This window comes from Neglectibacter sp. CSJ-5 (assembly GCF_032490475.1).
Classification (GTDB): domain Bacteria; phylum Bacillota; class Clostridia; order Oscillospirales; family Acutalibacteraceae; genus Hominenteromicrobium; species Hominenteromicrobium mulieris.
In genome coordinates this window covers 27,611-44,228 of record NZ_JAVYJC010000010.1, presented here as the reverse complement: position 1 = coordinate 44,228, position 16,618 = coordinate 27,611, and the positions used below count along the sequence as shown (strand labels likewise).

At 52.6% G+C, this 16,618-nt stretch carries 13 protein-coding genes and 1 pseudogene; 9 read left to right on the top strand and 5 right to left on the bottom strand.

Annotated features, from left to right (window positions below; genetic code table 11):
- The first annotated feature begins 16 nt into the window (after nt 1-16).
- The 4 genes from R2K26_RS14440 (at nt 17) to R2K26_RS14425 (ending at nt 6,052) form a co-directional block, all read left to right on the top strand.
- Entirely contained in the window at nt 17-1,297 is a 1,281-nt protein-coding gene (locus tag R2K26_RS14440; protein WP_316523262.1) for an adenylosuccinate synthase, read from the top strand.
- A 143-nt stretch (nt 1,298-1,440) separates the two neighbouring features.
- Nucleotides 1,441-3,267 (top strand): glutamine--fructose-6-phosphate transaminase (isomerizing), encoded by a 1,827-nt coding sequence (glmS, locus tag R2K26_RS14435; RefSeq protein WP_316523260.1) that lies wholly within the window; start codon nt 1,441-1,443, stop codon nt 3,265-3,267.
- Nucleotides 3,268-3,326: 59 nt separating this feature from the next.
- The gene (gene guaA / locus R2K26_RS14430; RefSeq protein WP_316523258.1) at nt 3,327-4,874 is read left to right on the top strand and encodes a glutamine-hydrolyzing GMP synthase; all 1,548 of its coding nucleotides are present in this window, start codon (nt 3,327-3,329) and stop codon (nt 4,872-4,874) included.
- Between the two features lie 131 nt (nt 4,875-5,005).
- Nucleotides 5,006-6,052, top strand: coding sequence for an HAD-IA family hydrolase (locus R2K26_RS14425; protein WP_316523255.1), 1,047 nt, complete (start codon nt 5,006-5,008; stop codon nt 6,050-6,052).
- Nucleotides 6,053-6,481: 429 nt separating this feature from the next.
- On the opposite strand, the gene R2K26_RS14420 is transcribed toward R2K26_RS14425, so the two are convergent.
- From R2K26_RS14420 to hrcA, 5 genes are all read right to left on the bottom strand, one after another.
- Nucleotides 6,482-7,624 (bottom strand): DUF3048 domain-containing protein, encoded by a 1,143-nt coding sequence (locus R2K26_RS14420; protein ID WP_316523253.1) that lies wholly within the window; start codon nt 7,622-7,624, stop codon nt 6,482-6,484.
- A gap of 211 nt (nt 7,625-7,835) precedes the next feature.
- Nucleotides 7,836-8,993 carry a molecular chaperone DnaJ gene (gene dnaJ / locus R2K26_RS14415; RefSeq protein WP_316523251.1) on the bottom strand — a complete coding sequence of 386 codons (1,158 nt, stop codon included), beginning with the start codon at nt 8,991-8,993 and terminating at the stop codon, nt 7,836-7,838.
- Nucleotides 8,994-9,077: 84 nt separating this feature from the next.
- Nucleotides 9,078-10,913 carry a molecular chaperone DnaK gene (gene dnaK, locus R2K26_RS14410; RefSeq protein WP_316523247.1) on the bottom strand — a complete coding sequence of 612 codons (1,836 nt, stop codon included), beginning with the start codon at nt 10,911-10,913 and terminating at the stop codon, nt 9,078-9,080.
- 71 nt (nt 10,914-10,984) lie between these two features.
- Nucleotides 10,985-11,548 (bottom strand): nucleotide exchange factor GrpE, encoded by a 564-nt coding sequence (gene grpE, locus R2K26_RS14405; RefSeq protein ID WP_176820116.1) that lies wholly within the window; start codon nt 11,546-11,548, stop codon nt 10,985-10,987.
- 18 nt (nt 11,549-11,566) lie between these two features.
- The gene (gene hrcA / locus R2K26_RS14400) at nt 11,567-12,592 is read right to left on the bottom strand and encodes a heat-inducible transcriptional repressor HrcA (protein ID WP_316523244.1); all 1,026 of its coding nucleotides are present in this window, start codon (nt 12,590-12,592) and stop codon (nt 11,567-11,569) included.
- A 377-nt stretch (nt 12,593-12,969) separates the two neighbouring features.
- On the opposite strand from hrcA, the gene R2K26_RS14395 reads away from it, so the two are divergent.
- The 5 genes and pseudogenes from R2K26_RS14395 (at nt 12,970) to R2K26_RS14375 (ending at nt 16,603) form a co-directional block, all read left to right on the top strand.
- Nucleotides 12,970-13,761: an ATP-binding cassette domain-containing protein gene (locus R2K26_RS14395; RefSeq protein WP_316523241.1), complete on the top strand. Its 792-nt coding sequence runs from the start codon at nt 12,970-12,972 to the stop codon at nt 13,759-13,761.
- Nucleotides 13,762-13,769: 8 nt separating this feature from the next.
- Nucleotides 13,770-14,579, top strand: coding sequence for an ABC transporter permease (locus R2K26_RS14390; RefSeq protein WP_316523239.1), 810 nt, complete (start codon nt 13,770-13,772; stop codon nt 14,577-14,579).
- Nucleotides 14,580-14,652: 73 nt separating this feature from the next.
- Complete coding sequence (locus tag R2K26_RS14385) at nt 14,653-15,429, top strand: ABC-2 family transporter protein (protein ID WP_316523238.1); 777 nt, start codon at nt 14,653-14,655, stop codon at nt 15,427-15,429.
- A gap of 25 nt (nt 15,430-15,454) precedes the next feature.
- Nucleotides 15,455-16,084 (top strand): annotated as a pseudogene (locus R2K26_RS14380) (GyrI-like domain-containing protein); the annotation flags it as partial.
- On the top strand, nt 16,061-16,603 hold the full coding sequence (locus tag R2K26_RS14375) for a kinase (RefSeq protein WP_396897263.1): 543 nt from the start codon (nt 16,061-16,063) through the stop codon (nt 16,601-16,603). The pseudogene R2K26_RS14380 and the gene R2K26_RS14375, both read left to right, overlap by 24 nt.
- Nucleotides 16,604-16,618 lie beyond the last annotated feature (15 nt).

Here is a 16,618-nt window from a genome sequence, read left to right as displayed (position 1 = left end):
AAAGGCTTGAACTATTATGGTAAAAGCAATCGTCGGCGCCTGCTGGGGCGACGAAGGAAAAGGCAAAATCACCGATATTCTGGCAGAAGATTCCGATATCGTTGTTCGTTTTCAGGGCGGCAGCAACGCCGGCCACACGATCATCAACAATTACGGTCGCTTTGCTCTGCATCAGCTGCCCTCCGGTATTTTTAGAAAGAACATCCTCAATATCATTGGCAACGGCGTTGCGCTCTCCGTTGAAAACTTCATCGACGAGCTCAAGGCTGTAACGGAGCAGGGCGTTCCGATGCCGAACATCCTCATCTCCAACCGCTGCCAGATCGTTATGCCGTACCACAAGGCACTGGACGGCATGGAAGAAGCCCGTCTGGCTTCTAAGTCCTTTGGTTCCACCAAGAGCGGCATCGCACCGTTCTATTCCGATAAGTACGCAAAGATCGGCTTTCAGGTCAGCGAGCTGTTCGGCAGCAAAGAGGACCTGATGGAGAAGATTGACCATGTGCTCGATCTCAAGAATGTACTCTACACCGACCTTTATAAGGTAGAGCCGCTCGACCGCGAAGAGATCTACGCAAAGCTCATGGAGTACAAGGAACTCATCGCGCCGTATGTGGCCGATACATTCACCATTCTCCATAACGCCGTTAAGGAAGGCAAAACCATTCTGCTCGAGGGTCAGCTCGGCTCCCTGAAGGACCCGGACCTCGGCATTTACCCGATGGTCACCTCCTCCTCCCCGGTCGCCGGCTTCGGCGCTGTCGGCGCAGGCGGCATCCCGCCGTATGAGATCAAAGAGATTTACACGGTCGTTAAGGCGTATTCCAGCGCTGTCGGCGCAGGCGAGTTCGTTTCCGAGATTTTCGGCGATGAAGCGGAAGAGCTGAGAAAGCGCGGCGGCGATAAGGGCGAGTACGGTGCTACCACCGGCCGTCCGCGTCGTGTCGGCTGGCTCGACCTCGTTGCAGCCCGCTATGGGTGCCAGGTGCAGGGCGCAACCGGCGTTGCCATGACCGTACTTGATGCACTCGGCTATCTCGATGAGATTCCGGTCTGCGTCGGCTACGAGCTCGACGGCAAGCAGATTGATTACTTCCCGACCACTACGGAGCTCAAGCGCTGCAAGCCGATTTTCGAGAAGCTCCCGGGTTGGAAATGCGACATCCGCGGCATCAAAAAGTTCGAGGATCTCCCGGAGAACGCACGTCATTACGTCGAGTTTGCTGAAAAGCACCTCGGTGTTCCGGTCTGCATGGTTTCGAACGGCCCTGCCCGCGAAGACATCATGTATCGCTAATTTAAGATATTCTAAGAAAGCAGGCAGCCCCAAGCCGCCTGCTTTCCCCTACTTTGCATACAAATCATTAAATACAGTTATATTTTCACTGTACAGAGAATAACCAATTTTGAATTGTAAATTCTGAAAGGATGGTTTAGGATATGTGCGGAATCGTCGGTTATATCGGTAACGATCAGGCAGTACCCGTTCTCTTGCAGGGGTTGGAAAAGTTGGAATACCGCGGATATGACTCCGCAGGTGTAGCAGTCTTCTCGGAAGACGGATTGAAAGTTGTAAAATCGAAAGGCCGGCTGCGTGTGCTGAGCGACCTGTTGGACGGCGGCAAAGCACTGACCGGTACGCTCGGCATCGGCCACACGCGCTGGGCGACGCACGGCGCACCGAGCGATGTGAACTCGCACCCGCAGGTGAGCGAGGGCGGTCGTTTCGCCGTTGTGCATAACGGCATCATCGAGAATTACCTCTACCTCAAGCAGCACCTCATGCGCCGCGGCGTACAGTTCGTATCGGAAACCGATACGGAGGTTGTCGCGCAGATGCTCGAATACTACGATAAGGGCGACATTCTGGAGACGATTGAAAAGGTCATCTCCAAGGTGGAGGGCAGCTATGCGCTCGGCATCATCAGTGCCGACCACCCGGACTGCATCTACGCGGTACGCAAGGACAGCCCGCTCATCGTCGGCATCGGGCAGGGCGAAAATTTCATCGCGTCCGACATTCCCGCGATCTTATCAAAGACGCGTGAGATCTGCCGCTTAAAAGATAACGAAATTGCAGAGCTCACCCGCGACGGCGTGAAGTTCTATAATGCAGACGGCGAGCCGGTCGAAAAAGAGATTGAGCACATCGATTGGGATATTGAAGCGGCCGAAAAGGGCGGCTTTGAGCATTTCATGATGAAGGAGATCTTCGAGCAGCCGAAAGCCGTGCGTGATACCATTACACCGCGTATCCGCAACGGGCACATCGTGCTTGATGACATCACCTTGACCGCCGAGGAGCTGCGCCGCTTCACAAAAATCAACATCGTGGCGTGTGGTACGGCGTACCACGTGGGCGTCGTGGCAAAGTACGCGTTTGAAGAACTGCTGCGCATCCCGGTCGAAGTGGATGTTGCATCTGAGTTCCGTTACCGCGACCCGATCCTCAACGAAAACACGCTCATGATCATCATCAGCCAGTCCGGCGAGACCGCCGATACGCTGGCGGCGCTGCGCGAAGCGAAGCGTGCGGGCTGTCGTGTACTCTCCGTCGTGAACGTTGTCGGCAGCACCATTGCAACCGAATCGGACGACGTGCTGTATACGTGGGCAGGCCCGGAAATTTCCGTCGCGTCCACAAAAGCATACAGCACGCAGCTTGCGGTCATTTATCTTCTGGCGCTGTACATCGGCGAGCAGCTCGGCAAATTCACGCAGGAGCAGCTCAGTGCATACATCGCGGCGCTCGAAAAGCTGCCGGAGCAGATTGACGAAATGCTGAAGCACAAGGAGAATATTCAGTTCTTTGCTTCCAAGTATTTCAACGCGAGCGACATGTACTTTATCGGCCGCAATGTCGATTACGCCGCGTCTCTGGAGGCTTCCCTCAAACTCAAGGAGATTTCCTACATTCACTCCGAAGCCTACGCCGCGGGCGAGCTCAAGCACGGCCCGATCTCCCTCATCGAAGACGGCACGCTTGTCATCGCGCTTGCGACCGATGCCCGCCTCTTTGATAAAATGATGTCGAATATCAAAGAGGTCAAGGCGCGCGGCGCTGTCGTGCTGGGTGTTGCGACGGAAGACAAAAAAGAGATTGCCGGGCAGACGGATATGGTGTTCTACATTCCGAAGACCGCATCGTTCATGCTCCCCTCCCTCTCAGTCATCCCAATGCAGCTGTTTGCGTACTATGTCGCCTCCATGAAGGGCTGCGATATTGATAAGCCGCGCAATCTTGCAAAATCCGTCACAGTGGAGTAAAATAGAACTGTATTCAATCGTTAAACCAACGTTTTAAATTCAGGAAGGCAGGGTGTAATATGCCACAAAACGAAAAAGTGCTCGTGGTAGACTTCGGCGGACAGTATAACCAGCTGGTCGCACGCCGCGTCCGCGAGTGCAATGTATACTGCGAGATCGTGTCCTACCGCGTGGGTCTTGACGCCATTCGCGCGCAGAACCCCAAGGGCATCATCTTCACCGGCGGCCCGAACAGCGTTTACGTCGACGGTGCGCCGACCATTGATCCCGCGATTTTCGATCTCGGTATCCCCGTGCTCGGACTTTGCTACGGCTTCCAGCTCATGACGCATCTGCTCGGCGGTCATGTCTGCAAGGCGCCGGAGCGTGAATACGGCAAAACGCTGGTTCACGTCGATACCAAGTCCAAGGTCTTTGAGAACGTCAGCCCGGAAACCATTTGCTGGATGAGCCACAACGACTACGCTGAGACCGCGCCCACAGGCTTCACAATCTCCGCGTATACCGATAACTGCCCGGTCGCCGCCATCGAGCTGCCGGAAAAGAACCTCTACGGCTTCCAGTTCCACCCGGAAGTGCTCCACACGCCGGAAGGCAAGACGATGCTGCACAATTTTGTCTACAACGTCTGCGGCTGCAAGGGCGACTGGGAAATGGGCTCCTTCGTCGAGACGAGCGTCAAGGCGCTGCGTGAGAAGATTGGCGACGGCAAAGTGCTGTGCGCCCTTTCCGGCGGTGTTGATTCCTCCGTTGCGGCAGCCATGCTCTCTAAAGCCGTCGGCAAGCAGCTCACCTGCGTATTCGTCGACCACGGCCTGCTGCGCAAGAACGAGATGGAAGAAGTCTGCGAGGTCTTCGGCCCGAACGGCCAGTTCGAGCTCAATTTCGTCTGCGTCAACGCTCGCCAGCGCTTCTACGATAAGCTCGCCGGCGTATCTGAGCCGGAGAAAAAGCGCAAGATCATCGGCGAAGAGTTCATCCGCGTCTTTGAAGAAGAAGCAAAGAAGATTGGCGCCGTCGATTTCCTCGCGCAGGGCACCATCTACCCCGACGTCGTGGAAAGCGGCCTCGGCGGCGAAAGCACCGTCATCAAGTCGCACCACAATGTAGGCGGTCTGCCGGATTACGTCGATTTCAAGGAGATTGTCGAGCCGCTGCGTGACCTCTTTAAGGACGAGACACGTCAGGCCGGCCGCGAGCTGGGTCTGCCGGAATACCTCGTCAGCCGCCAGCCGTTCCCCGGCCCCGGCCTTGCCATCCGCATCATCGGCGAAGTCACGCCGGATAAGGTCAAGATGGTGCAGGAAGCCGACGCCATCTGGCGCGAGGAGATTGCAAAAGCCGGTCTCGATAAGAGCATCAGCCAGTACTACGCCGCGCTGACCAACATGCGCAGTGTGGGCGTTATGGGCGATGAGCGCACCTACGACTATGCCGTGGCCCTGCGCGCCGTGACCACCACCGATTTCATGACGGCCGAAGCCGCCGAGATTCCGTGGAACCTGCTCCAAACCGTCACCAGCCGCATCGTCAACGAGGTCCAGCACGTCAACCGCGTCCTCTACGACTGCACCGGCAAACCCCCGGCAACGATCGAATTTGAATAACGGACTAAAATGCCGAAAGCCTGTATTTATGCGGGCTTCCGGCATTTGTTTTATCAAATGGCTCTAGTTTGGCTCTATTTGTGAGAGCAATAATGGCAAGAAAATAGATGAAATCTAATAAGGAGCATTATATGACGAAAGTGAATTTTTATGATAGTATTAATGATTCAATGCTGAAGTTTGCAGTTATTATTGCAAGATATAATGGTAAATGGGTATTTTGCAAGCACAAGGAAAGAAATACATGGGAGGCACCGGGGGGACATAGAGAAAATGGTGAGGATATTCTTGAAACAGCCAAACGAGAACTATATGAAGAAACAGGAGCAATAACTTTTGATATTACTCCAATTTGTATATATTCTGTGACTGCACCAGATAATTTCGATGGAATGGAGACTTTTGGAAAATTATTCTTCTCAGATATACATACATTTGAAAAAGAGCTTCACAGTGAAATTGAAAAAATAGCAATTATGGATGAACTACCGATTAATTGGACTTACCCAGAAATTCAACCCAAACTGCTAGAAGAAGCAAGAAAAAGAGGATTTTGCCCCAAAAAGGACGAAATAAAATGGCTATTTTTTGATGTTGGGTCGACATTGGTTGATGAAAGCAAAGTTTATGAAGACAGGATGAAAAGGATAGCGGATTTATCAGGTTTAACTTACGAGCAAATTTATAAATATGCCATGTCGTTTTATAAAGAAAACAAAAAAGGAGATTTAGAGGTAGCAAGGCAATTGGGGGTGAAATTACCTAAATGGGAATCGCAATACGAGAGGCTGTATACAGATACTAAAGATTGTTTGAAAAAGTTAAGTAGAATTTATAAAATTGGTGTAATTGCAAACCAATCATTAGGAACTTCTGAGAGATTAGAAAATCTTGGAGTACGAAAATATATTGATTTGATTATCGCATCAGCAGAAGAAGGCGTTTCAAAACCTGATAGGCGCATATTTGAAATTGCATTGGAAAGAAGCTGTTGTAAGCCAGAGAATGCAGTCATGATTGGTGACCGTATTGATAATGATATTGTACCCGCAAAACAGCTGGGTATGAAAACTATATGGGTAAAACAGGGATTAGGAAGTTTGTGGAATATAAGAGATGAGAGTGAAAAAGCTGATATGGAAATTAATAACTTATCTGATGTATTAAAATATTTATAGGGGATGGGTCTATAAAATAAGATTCAAATTACAATTGTTCTTGCAGAACATATGATATATGTTAGGGTACTCTTTAAGGAAAGTACCCATGACAGGGCGTTAAGTGTCTGGGGTGCTTGCTTAGCGCCGACCGGAGCGGAGCGTAGAGGTAGCCTCCCGAGTTTATGATACCGGTTTAACGGAATACATAGGAAGGGAGGTGGCGCCGATGACGGCTTATGAGATCATTTCGATTTTCATTGGGATATTAGCATTGTTGAGTTTGAATAATACCCGAAAGGCTGAAAAGCCTTGAAAATGCTGGACCTTTGGGTTACGGAATTGCCCCGTGACAACAAAATGACAACATTTTAGATTATCCAAGAATAAAGAGCTATCTGATTTCTGTTAGAGAAGTCAGATAGCTCTTTTTGTCTGTTTTCTTAACTTTTACCCTTCAACCTTACAGTTTCCCGCATAGGTGAACGCAATGTAGGACTTACCGCGATTGAGCTGCAATTCATTACCATTTATATCATATAGCTTGAGGTAATCATACATATCAGATTTAGACCAAGCGATTTCTTGGGCTTTACCTTCAGAAATATAATAACCTTTGGCGTTACTTCCGCCCTCCCAGTCAACATACTTCAAGACGCTATCTGTTGGATATGGTGTAATTTTTGTTTCCAAAATAATAAGATTCTCAAACTGAAGCTGCTCATTCGTTTTACTGTCCATATGCGGCTTATTCTGGTAGTTTTTCATGTACACATGCTCGTCTGCATCATAGCTGAATGTACTGTAATTCGCGCCAAAGTCAACACGGATATTTTTTGCATCCTCTCCGCTCGGAGCAGCATTTTTGTCCATCTCAACGAACTTAAACGCTGTGCCCATCTTATCTTCCTTCAAATCGGTACGAACATTGCTATCTTCCAGCATTTCCGGCACCTTTGTACCGTAGAACACACCAGTATGTTCCAGTGCATAGCCAGCACTGAGACGATCTTTATCGCGCCCAAAGTACTTACCAGATCCGTAAGAATCGCCATCAAAATGATCAATTTCCATGCTATTAATTGTATCCACAGCAACAGTAGGATTGATTCCCCAATGCACGTAAACCGCATCAAACCCGACCGCCAAAATCGGATAATAGTATCGGCAGCTGCGAATGGAACAAACCTCGGGAATTTGGGTATAATCCCCATAAACGGCCATCAAACGGGTCAGGTCGTATTCCACCGGTAACTCAAAAATAAGATCTGCGGCGGAGATGCCATATTGCGGCAGGGCGGCGTCTACGTTATTCACCATCACGGCGACAGGACGTTTGCCGATGGCGCCGTCCGTTAAGGTCGGCAGGCCGGTGAGCAGGTTCACATTCGCCGGTTCCGTGGAAGGTGCTTCCGTGGGTTCTGCGGTGCTCTCTGCTGCGAAAGATTCCGCCTCTGCCGTCGGAGCAGCAGCCGTGGCAGTCGCTTCCGGCTCGCTTGCGGCGCTCTCCTCCGTCGGTTTTGATCCGCAGCCCGCGAACACAGTCAGGCTGAGCAGCAAGGCGCTGCACAGCGCAAATATTCTCTTTTTCAATTTTATCAACCTCCATTTGTTGATTTCTACTATTTAGTATAGTCCGAAACACACCGGATTGCAACAAAAAAATGCACGAAAATTGTCGGGCAGCGCCAAAATGCCGACACCAAGCTGCACAACGAGCGCAAAGTTGAAAATATAAAGAGCTTATATAGCAAAATATCCCCCGCTCTGTACAGAACGGAGGATACTTTAAACTTTCATGTGTTTAGTCTTCAAACATGCCTTTGATCTTGCCGAAGAAGCTTTTCCGCTTCTGGTAGTTCTTTTCGTCGGCATTCTGTTCAAATTCCTGCAAAAGCTCTTTTTGGCGCTTGCTCAGGTTTTTCGGCACTTCAACGGTCACGCGCACGTACTGGTCGCCGCGTCCTCTGCCGTTGATATTCTGGATACCCTTGCCCTTGAGCTTGAACACGTCGCCCGGCTGCGTGCCCTCGTGCACGGTGTAGCTCACCTTGCCGTCGAGCGTCGGCACCGTGACTTCCGCGCCGAGTGCAGCCTGCGTGAACGTGATTGGCATATCGCACCAAACGTCGTTGCCGCGGCGCGTGAAAATGGCATGCGGACGAACTGTAATGTATACGTGCAGGTCGCCGTTCGGACCGCCGTTGGAGCCGGCATTGCCCTTGCCGCCGACATTCAGAATCTGATCGTCATCGATACCCGCCGGAACGGAAATCTCGATCGTCTTCTGGCGGCGGATCTTGCCCTTGCCGTCGCACGTTTTGCACGGGGTATCGACAATCTGGCCTCTGCCGTGGCAGCGGTCGCACGTGCTTGTGGACTGCACCACGCCGAACGGTGTGCGCTGGTTGATGCGCACCTGGCCGGAGCCGCCGCAGTTCGGGCAGGTCTTGGGGCTTGTGCCCTTAGCCGCGCCGGAGCCGTTGCAATCCGGGCAATTTTCGATCTGGTGGTAGGTCACATTTTTCTTGCAGCCCTTTGCCGCTTCCTCAAACGAAAGGGTGACGCTTGCCTCTACGTCACTGCCGCGGCGTGGTGCGTTCGGGTTCGCACGGCGTCCGCCGCCCCCGAAACCGCCGCCGAAGAAGCTGTCGAAAATATCGGTGAAATCAAAACCGCCTGCGCCGCCGGCATACGGATTTCCGCCGCCCGCGCCGCCGCCGAAGTTCGGGTCTACGCCCGCAAAGCCGAACTGGTCGTAGCGTGCCTTCTTGTCTTTATCAGAAAGTACCTCATACGCTTCGTTGACTTCCTTAAACTTCGCTTCCGCATTTTTATCTCCGGGATTCAAGTCCGGGTGGTATTGCTTTGCAAGCTTGCGGTACGCCTTTTTAATCACATCGTCTGATGCGCTCTTATCGACCCCAAGCACTTCATAATAATCTCTTTTGTTGTCCGCCATCCGCTGTCATCTCCTCGCAAACTCCAAAAGGCAAGGGACGCCTTTCGGCTCCCCTTGCACTTTTGAACGTGTCATTTATAAAACTTAATCGACGTCCTTGTAGTCTGCGTCGTAGACGTCACCGTTCGGGTTCTGGCCGCCCTGCTGCGGGTTTGCGCCCGGGGCTGCCTGCTCGCCCTGCTGCGGTGCACTTGCCTTATACAGCTTCTCACTGACCGCGTAAATCGCCTTCTGCAGCTCATCCATGCCGGACTTGATCTCCTCGACCGTGCCGTTTTGCATGGTGGTCTTCAGGGCTGCAACCTTGTTGTTCACTTCGGTCTTGTCCGCCTCTTCCAGCTTGTCGCCGCTCTCGTTCACGAGCTTCTCCGCCTGGTAGCAGAGGTTCTCTGCGTTGTTCTTCGTCTCAACCTCTTCACGGCGCTTCTTGTCTTCCTCTGCGAACTGCTCAGCCGCCTTAACAGCCTTATCGATGTCTTCCTTGCTCATGTTGGAGGAAGAAGAAATCGTGATGTGCTGTTCCTTACCGGTGCCGAGATCCTTAGCGGAAACATTTACGATGCCGTTTGCGTCGATGTCAAATGTAACTTCAATCTGGGGGATGCCGCGCGGAGCCGGAGCGATGCCGTCGAGCTTAAAGAGACCCAGCTGCTTGTTATCGCGTGCAAATTCACGCTCGCCCTGCAGAACGTTGACCTCAACCTGCGTCTGACCATCAGCCGCCGTGGAGAAAATCTGGCTCTTCTTGGTCGGGATAGTGGTGTTTCTGTCGATGATCTTTGTCATCACGCCGCCCATGGTCTCAACACCGAGAGAAAGCGGAGTAACGTCAAGCAACAGCAAGCCCTGAACTTCGCCGCCGAGAACGCCTGCCTGAAGTGCGGCGCCGATTGCAACGCATTCGTCCGGGTTGATGCCCTTGAACGGCTCTTTGCCGATAAGCTTCTTAACCGCTTCCTGAACAGCCGGAATTCTGGAGGAACCGCCGACCATGAGAACCTTGTTGATCTCACCGATGGAGAGACCGGAGTCGCTCAGTGCCTGACGAACCGGGCCCATGGTCTTCTCAACGAGGTCTGCGGTGAGCTCATTGAACTTTGCTCTGGAGAGCGTGAGATCAAGATGCTTCGGGCCGGTCGCATCCGCCGTGATGAACGGCAGGTTGATGGAAGCGCTCGTCATGCCGGAAAGCTCGATTTTTGCCTTCTCTGCCGCTTCCTTAATACGCTGCATAGCCATCTTATCGCCGGAAAGGTCGATGCCGTCGGAAACCTTGAAGCTGTTGACAATCCAGTCCATGACGCGCTTATCAAAGTCATCGCCGCCAAGGCGGTTGTTACCGGCCGTAGCCAGAACCTCCTGCACGCCGTCGCCCATCTCAATGATGGAAACATCGAACGTACCGCCGCCGAGGTCATAAACCATGATCTTCTGGTCGTCTTCCTTATCGATACCGTAGGACAGTGCTGCTGCCGTCGGCTCGTTGATGATACGCTTTACATCGAGGCCCGCGATCTTACCTGCGTCCTTCGTTGCCTGACGCTGTGCGTCCGTGAAATACGCCGGAACGGTGATAACTGCGCTCGTAACGCTCTCGCCGAGGTAAGCTTCCGCGTCGCCCTTCAGCTTCTGGAGGATCATTGCGGAGATTTCCTGCGGGGTGTAGCTCTTACCGTCGATCGTCACCTTGTGGTCTGTGCCCATCTCTCTCTTAATAGAGGAGATCGTGCGGTCCGGGTTCGTAATCGCCTGACGCTTTGCGACCTGACCGACCATGCGCTCGCCTGTCTTGGAGAATGCCACGACAGACGGGGTGGTTCTTGCGCCTTCTGCGTTTGCGATAACGACCGGCTCGCCGCCTTCAATAACCGCTACACAAGAGTTTGTTGTACCAAGGTCAATACCAATTGTCTTTGCCATATCAATTACCTTCCTTTAACTCAAATAAGTGTGTGAATTCTGAATTACTATATAAATGGATATTTGCTGATTTAGTTTGCTACCTGTACCATGGCGTGTCTTACGACTTTATCGCCCAGCATGTAGCCCTTCTGGAACACCGCCGAAATGACGTTTTCGCCAAGCTCGTCGCTTTCAATGTGCGCCACCGCATTGTGCAGCGCCGGGTCAAACGGCTCGCCGACCTGACCGACTTCGCGGATGCCAAGCTTTTCAAAGCTCGCTTTGAACTGGTTTGCGATCATCTCAACGCCTTTTTTCATATCCTCTGCGGAGACATTTTCCTGTGCCAGTGCACGGTCGATATTATCGGCCACCGGCAAAATCGCGTTGATTGTATCGGAAACGGCGTTATTGTAAACGGCGTTCTTTTCGTTTGCGGAACGCTTGCGGAAGTTATCGTACTCGGCAAGCACGCGCAGGTGCTGCTGCTTGTGGCTGTCGAACTCCGCCTGCAAGCGGTCGTAATCCTCTTTCGGAATCTTCTCGCTCTTCTTTTTCTTTTTCTCCTTTTCCGCAGCCTTTGCAGATTCCTCTGCCGGCTCGGTATTCGCTTCCTGCTCGGGTTCCTGAACAGGCTTCTTTTCCTCTGCCATCTGGCAACGCTCCTTTCTCTATTCTTCCCGCATGATGCGCGTAAGCATTTCGCCTACACGATCTGCGACGTATGCTGTTTGTGCCGCGACGTGTGCGTACTGCATCCGCATCGGGCCGATCACGGCGACCGCGCCGGCATCTCTGCCGTTCACGCTGTACCGTGAGCAAATGACCGACGATTCCGCCAAGGCGTTCTGCCCGGTCTCTGTGCCGATCTTGATCTGCGTGCGATTCTGCTTGCCTGCGAGAAGCTCTGTCAAAAGCTCCCGTCTTTCCAGAATATCCATCACCCGGCGTGCACCGCCAAGCTTGTATTCCGGGTAGAACAGCAGGTTCATCTGACCGCTTACGGAAATTTCCGTCTGCATCGTTTCAAGCGCCACTTCCAAAAGTGCCGCCAGCGCCGGCGACATCAAAATTGCCATATCACCCAGCGAGATCGCAAGGTTTTGCACAAATGCCCGGTTGATCTCCGCCACATCGCGCCCTGTCACGCGCTCGTTGAGCACGCGGAAGAAAATGCGCATAATCTCGTTTGAAAGATCAAAGTCGCAGTGAAACACCTTGTTTTTCATGGTACCCGCGCTGCTCATCATAATAAGCATTGCGGTGCGGCGGCTCGTCTGCACGAACTGCACCGCCTTGATCTTTGCATCCGCGCCGCTCGGCGTGGTGCTCAATGCAAGGTACCGTGTAGAGACCGCCAGCGTTTTCGCCGCGCCACGTAATAATCGTTCCGGGTCGAACGCGCTCTTTGCAAGCATCGCGTCTATCGTAAGCTTTTCGGCTTCCGTTAACGTTTTCGGCTGCATCAGCGCATCTACGAACTCGCGGTAGCCCTCCTGAGAAGGCACACGCCCCGCGGAGGTGTGCGGCTGTTCCAAAAGCCCCAGCTCCGTAAGCTCTGCCATCTCGTTGCGCACCGTTGCGGAAGAAACACCTGCTTTTTCCGCAATGGACTTGGAGCCCACCGGCTCGCCCGTGCGAATGTATCCGTCTACGATCGAGGCAAGTATATTTTGTTTGCGTTTTGTCAGTTCCATACTTGCACCTCTCAGGTTTTAGCACTCTATGTTCCCGAGTGCTAACCCTTGTCTATACTATACTGCAAAGGTCAGGAAATGTCAACACCAAAATTTGTAAATACTTTGTGAATGTGCGAATTTTTCCCGGCCGGCATCCGTTTTAAAGCTGCTTTTAGCATTTCCGGCTCCACACTGCCAAATTCCTGTTTATATGTAAAGATACCGAAAAAAAGCGTCTTCGCCATAACTTCACTTTTTGTAATAGAATTTCAGGATTTTTTGTGCAAATTATTGACATTTTATAAAAATTGTATTAAACTGATAGCCCGTGTTTCAGTTTCTGTGTTCGCTTTAGCCCGAAAGTCCGTACCGTTAACGGAAAAGAGGAGTAAACTATGATTCAGGCAGAACATTTACAAAAGACCTTCCGCGTGCGAAAACGAAACGCAGGCTTTAAAAACGCCGCAAAAGCATTTTTCAGCCGCGAGTACGAAGAAATCCACGCCCTAAACGATGTTTCGTTCCGCATTGAAGACGGCGAGGCCGTGGGCTATATTGGCCCGAACGGTGCCGGAAAAAGCAGCACCATCAAAATTCTCTCCGGCATTTTAACGCCGGACAGCGGCACCTGCGTCATCGACGGGCGCGTGCCGTGGAAAGACCGCCGCGCGCATGTTTCGCAGATCGGCGTTGTGTTCGGGCAGCGCAGTCAATTATGGTGGGACGTGCCCGTCATTGATTCATTCGAGCTTATCCGCGACATTTACGCCGTGGCCGAAGATGTTTACAAGCGAAATTTACGGGATTTAACCGACCTTCTGAATTTATCGGAGATCTTAAAGACCCCGGCGCGCAGCCTGTCGCTCGGGCAGCGTATGCGGTGCGAGATCGCCGCCTCCCTGCTGCACGACCCGCGCATCTTGTTTTTGGATGAACCCACCATCGGGCTCGACGCGGTATCGAAGATCGCCGTTCGCGAATTCGTGCTTGATATGAACAAGCGCCACGGCACCACGGTCATTTTAACGACGCACGACATGCAGGACGTGGAAGCCTTGGCGCAGCGTGTCCTGCTCATCGGCAAAGGGCGCATTTTATTAGACGGCACACTCGACGACATTCGGCGCGGCGGCAGCGGGCAGATTGACGAAACGCTCGCAGCGCTCTACAAACAGTTTGATATTTGAGGTGCGCCGTGAAACTTAAAAAATACATTTCGTTTTTCCGTCTGCGCTGTGTGACGGGCTTGCAGTACCGCGCAGCGGCATTGGCAGGCATCTCTACGCAATTTGCGTGGGGCTTTTTGATCATCTTCGCCTACCACGCGTTTTACCGCAGTGACCCCACCGCTTTTCCGATGACCTTGCAGGCGACCGTCAACTACACATGGATACAGCAGGCGTTTTTAGCTATGTTCGCCTCGTGGGTCTTGGACGGCGACATTTTGGAGGAAATCACCTCCGGCAGCATCTCGTATTCGCTGTGCCGCCCCGTCGACCTCTACGCCATGTGGTACACGAAATCTCTCTCCGGTCGTATTTCCAGAGTCGCCTTGCGCGCCGTGCCGATCTTAGTCGTTGCGGCGCTTCTGCCCGCAGGCTATAACTTGACCGCGCCGACAGATTTACCCACATTCTTTCTGTTTTTGCTCACCATGGTGCTGGGCGCATTGAACAGCACGGCGTTCACACTGCTCATCTACGTCCTCACCATGTACACCCTTTCTTCCACCGGGTTGCGCTCCCTGCTGCTCACACTGGCAGATTTCCTCTGCGGCGGCGTAGTGCCGCTGCCGTTCTTCCCGCCCGCACTGCGCAGAATCTGCGAGCTGACCCCCTTCGCTGCCACAAGCAACGTGCCGTACCGCGTGTACAGCGGCGATATTGCCGGCACGAACGCCGCTTTCGCCGTAGGCTTACAAATCTTCTGGCTGCTCGTCCTGGTGCTCGGCGGTCACACCCTCATGAAAAATGCGCTGAAGCGGGTAGTGATTCAGGGAGGATAAACGGAACGACAAGTCGTTCCGCTGCCCGGCAAATCGTTCTTGTTTTGCAGTATATTAAAGAAAGGGGTCATCTATGAAACTATACTTTGAATTTCTGTCTATCCACATCAAGAAAGCAATGCAGTACAAGGCTTCGTTCTTGCTTTCCGCACTGGCGCAGCTATTTATACCGCTCACATGCTTTTGGGGCGTGCAGTTCATGTTCATGCGATTTAAGCAGGTGGACGGCTTCACGTACACCGAGGTTTCGCTCTGCTACGCCATCGTGCTGTTATCATTCTCGCTCGCGGAGCTGTTCTTCCGTGGGTTTGATACGTTTGACCGCATGATCGGGAACGGCGAATTCGACCGCGTTCTGGTGCGCCCGCGCAATGAAGTTTTTCTTGTCCTGTGCAGCCGCATGGATTTAGAGCGCTTCGGCAAGGGCATTATGGCAATTTTCCTGCTGATCTGGGCGCTTCAAAACTGCCCAATCGATTGGTGCGCCGCGCGCGTTATGACGCTCATTTTCATGATTTTAGGCGGCATTGTGCTTTTTGCAGGCGTGTATTTGATCTTCGCCGGGCTATGCTTTTTCACATTAGAGGGACTCGAGTTCATCAATATTTTAACAGACGGCATGCGCGAGCACGGGCGCTACCCGCTTTCCATCTACGGCAAAGGCGTACTGACGTTCTGCACCTACATCGTCCCCTACGCGCTCGTGCAGTATTACCCGCTGATGTACCTCATCGGCCGCCACAACGACGCCCGCGCGATGCTTCTGCCCGTCATCGCCTGCGTGTTTATCGTGCCGTGCTATCTCTTTTGGAAATTCGGCGTGCGCCATTACCGCTCCACCGGGTCGTAACAATATTATGAAATGAGGTTTTCCCATGCCCTTTGATTTTAAGAAAGAATACAAAGAATTCTACATGCCGAAAAACAAGCCGGAGATCGTCACTGTGCCGCCTGCAAACTACATTGCAGTGCGCGGCACCGGCGACCCAAACGAGCCGGACGGCGCGTATCAGCAGGCCATCAGCGTTTTGTACGCGATCGCCTACACGCTTAAAATGAGCTATAAGACCGACCACCGCATCGAGGGCTTTTTCGAGTATGTCGTGCCGCCGCTTGAGGGCTTTTGGTGGCAGGAGAATACGGACAGCATCGATTATGCCGATAAATCTGCTTTCCACTGGGTCTCCGTCATCCGCCTGCCGGATTTCATCACGCCGGATGATTTCGCCTGGGCCGTGCAGACCGCCGAAAAGAAGAAAAAGCTTGATTGCAGCAAAGCGGAGTTTTTGACGATCGCCGAGGGCCTTTGCGTGCAGATCATGCACCACGGCGCGTTTGACGATGAGCCCGCATCTGTGGCGCTGATGGACACGTTTCTCGCCGAAAACGGCTATATAAACGACTTTACCGCCGCGCGCCTGCACCACGAGATCTACCTCAGCGATGCCCGTAAGGTCGCGCCGGAAAAGTGGAAAACGGTCATTCGCCATCCCATCAAAAAAAGCGTAAAGGAGCACCACATGAAAAAGCTCATCACCTTGCGCGGCAACAGCGGCAGCGGCAAAACGACCATCGCAAGAGCTTTACAGGAAAAGTTCGGCAAAAACACCATGCTACTGTCCCAAGATGTCATCCGCCGCGACATCTTAAAGACGAACGACGGCGCGGGCACCCGCGCAAACGACGTGCTCATCATGCTGCTTGAGTACGGCCACGCGCACAACGAGCTCGTCATTTTAGAAGGTATTTTGAACAGCCGATGGTACACCCCGCTTTTCGATGCCGCAAAAGCGCTCTACGGCGAAAATATCTGCGCGTACTATTTTGACCTCCCGTTTGAGGAGACGCTCCGCCGCCACCAAACGAAGGACAAGCGCACGGAGTTCGGCGAAAAGGAAATGCGCAGATGGTGGAACGAAAAGGACTACGCCCCCGCATTAAACGAGCAGACCCTCACGCCCGACATGATGCAGGAAGAGATCATCGACCGCATCTGCGCCGATTTAGAGCGCCTCGATACATAAACCATACATATAAAT